This window comes from Candidatus Melainabacteria bacterium RIFOXYA2_FULL_32_9 (assembly GCA_001784615.1).
GTDB lineage: Bacteria > Cyanobacteriota > Vampirovibrionia > Gastranaerophilales > UBA9579 > UBA9579.
This window is the reverse complement of record MFRQ01000135.1, coordinates 7,918-10,584: the sequence shown is the minus strand read 5'-3', so window position 1 is coordinate 10,584 and position 2,667 is coordinate 7,918. Positions and strand designations below refer to the sequence as shown.

Genomic DNA, 2,667 nt, shown 5'->3' with positions numbered 1-2,667 from the left:
TTTTTTATTTTTTAAATTGGTCTTCCAAAAGCCCTTGCTGCTTTTACCAGATTTTCTGGATATTCCAAGCCAATATGTTTATAAGCCGTAACCAGTAATTTGAATAAATCAGTCCAGCACCATAATTTGCTTTCTGTTTCTACAAGGTGATCTCCGATTTTCATATAATATGAACTTACGTATTTGAAACTTTTAACACCTATCTCTCCTAGTCTTGTCTCTTTAATAAACTCAAAGCCAATATGTTTTTCTTCGCAATATTCAATGATTGGCTTGATTATAGGATGATTTTTGTACTTGTTTCTTAAGTTTTCTGTTTTCATCTTTATTCCTTTATATTCCCTTTTGAAATTAAAAGATAAGTTAATCCCTGATATTGCAAGCAATATAGTTTATTAGTTTTGAAACTATGTCAATTTTATGGATTTTTTCAAATTTTTCTACATCTGGTAAGGGATTAACTTCAAAAACAAATGGCCCAAGACTTGATTCTAGTATTGATATTATACCAAATTCTAATTGAAATTTCTCGGCAATCTTAATTATGAGATTTTTAGTGTGGTCTGATAATTCAGTTATATCTGGAATCTCAGGATTAATTGGGGGACAACCCATGTTATTTACAATTGTTAGTTTATTTATATAACTTAAAATGATTTTTCCTCCAAGAAATAAATGGCTAACAGATTTACCCAAAGAATTATCAATAAATTCTTGTACAATAACACTCTGTCCTATTTGCGTAAAATTATCCAGCATAAAATTCATATCCAGAAATGATTCAGCGCAATTAATATCGTTTATCAGGATAAATCCAAGGCTTTTATTGTTATCATAAGACATTTTAAGTACTACAGGTAAGCCTCCTACAAAGCTTATTGCGGATTTTAACTCTTTTGGGCTTTTAATCATAACAGATTTAGGAATCTTTATTCCTTCTATTGCTTGAAGTTTCTGTAGAATTTCAAATTTATTTTTACATTTAGCCAGTATTTCTGATCCGTTAATAATTTTTGCACTGGTTTTCTCAAAATGTTTAATTACACTAATTCCATAATCAATGGAAGAACCATTAATTCTTGGTATAACGAGATCTATATTGGTAATAACTTGGTCTTTATAGAATAGTGAAGATTCATTATTTTCAAGATAAAGCTGGCAGGCAAATGGATCCAGGATTTTGATTTCAAGATTAGAATTAGAATACCTATTGGCTGCTTCAATGAATTTGTCATTAAAGTATGTTTTAGATTTTCTTGAAAGAATAACAATTTTCACGTTCTATTATATCTCTGATTTCTACAATACAACGCCGGTAAGGTTTTTTAGAATTTTGGCTAGAAATAATCAGCAATTCAAGTTATATAAAATATAAAATATAAAATCCTGCAAATCAATTATGCACTTGTATATAGATAAAGTTTATTCTTGTTTACTTTTAAGAATATTATTTTGTATCTTTTAGAACTTAAATATAATAATTCACGTAATTGTGACACTTAGAAGGTATCAAGGCTTTTAATTTGTCCTTTTAGACACCATATCGATGATTCTTGAATCTCTACGTTAATAAGTTGCCCAATTAATTCTTTTTTTCCAAGGAAATGGACTATTTTATTATTTCTACTACGGCCGTTTAAAATAGTTTCTCCATTTACTTCGTTATAGTTTTCGGCTAATATTTCCAGGATTTTGCCTATATATTTTTCATTTGATTTTATAGTAGATTGTTTTACTTGCTCGTTAAGTAGATTTAATCTGCTTTTTTTAGCTTCCTGAGGTAATTGTTCTTTCCATACAGCAGCAGGAGTTCTTTTTCTTGGTGAATATGCAGCCGTATTGCAATGATCAAATCCTATTTGTTCGATGATACTTAAAGTATCCTCAAATTGTTTTTCTGTCTCTCTGGGAAATCCTGCAATAAAATCAGAAGTTATCCCGACATTAGGCATTTGAGCTCTTATTTTTTCTACCAGAACTAGATATTCCTCTCTGGAATATCTTCTCTTCATTTGTTTTAATACCTCGGTATTTCCTGATTGCATTGGGATATGGAAATATTCACAAACTTTATCAAGCTCTTTTACGGTAGATATTAATTCATCAGTAATATCAGCAGGATGTGACGTTACAAACCTGATTCTTAGGATATTTTCTATCTTATTCAGTTCTCTTAAAAGATTTGATAAAGTGATATTTTCATCTTTAAAGTCTTTTCCATAGGAATCTACTGTTTGACCTAAGAGAACAATCTCTTTATATCCTTCATTAGCAATATTTCTAGCTTCTTGAATAATGTCTTGAGGTTTCCTGCTTCTTTGTCTTCCTCTTGTATATGGGACAATACAGTAAGTACAGAAATAGTCGCACCCTTCTATGATAGGAAGCCAGGCTGAGATTCCTTTTTCTCTGATTATAGAAAATTCTCCGTTGGGTTCATATGGGGTTTGTAAAATAGAGTACACATTTTCTTGAAAGTCTAATTTGCTTATCAATTCAGGAAGCTGGGGAATATTATGAGTGCCAAAAATTAAATCTATATAAGGAGCTCTTTTAAATATACTTTCTTTTGTATGTTGAGCAACACAGCCACACATGGCGATTTTCAAGTCAGGTTTTGACTTTTTCCATTTTCCCCAAACACCAAGATAACTATAGGCTTTATTT

2 protein-coding genes and 1 pseudogene (1 of these 3 only partly in view) are annotated in these 2,667 nt (G+C 30.3%); all 3 read right to left on the bottom strand.

Features of this window, described 5'->3' with window-relative positions:
* Window positions 1–11: 11 nt before the first annotated feature.
* Window positions 12–323 carry a hypothetical protein gene (locus tag A2255_02640; GenBank protein OGI17873.1) on the bottom strand — a complete coding sequence of 104 codons (312 nt, stop codon included), beginning with the start codon at window positions 321–323 and terminating at the stop codon, window positions 12–14.
* Between the two features lie 40 nt (window positions 324–363).
* Window positions 364–1,278, bottom strand: coding sequence for a hypothetical protein (locus A2255_02635; GenBank protein OGI17872.1), 915 nt, complete (start codon window positions 1,276–1,278; stop codon window positions 364–366).
* A gap of 221 nt (window positions 1,279–1,499) precedes the next feature.
* Window positions 1,500–2,667, bottom strand: a pseudogene (locus A2255_02630) (tRNA (N6-isopentenyl adenosine(37)-C2)-methylthiotransferase MiaB); it runs 108 nt beyond the window's last position.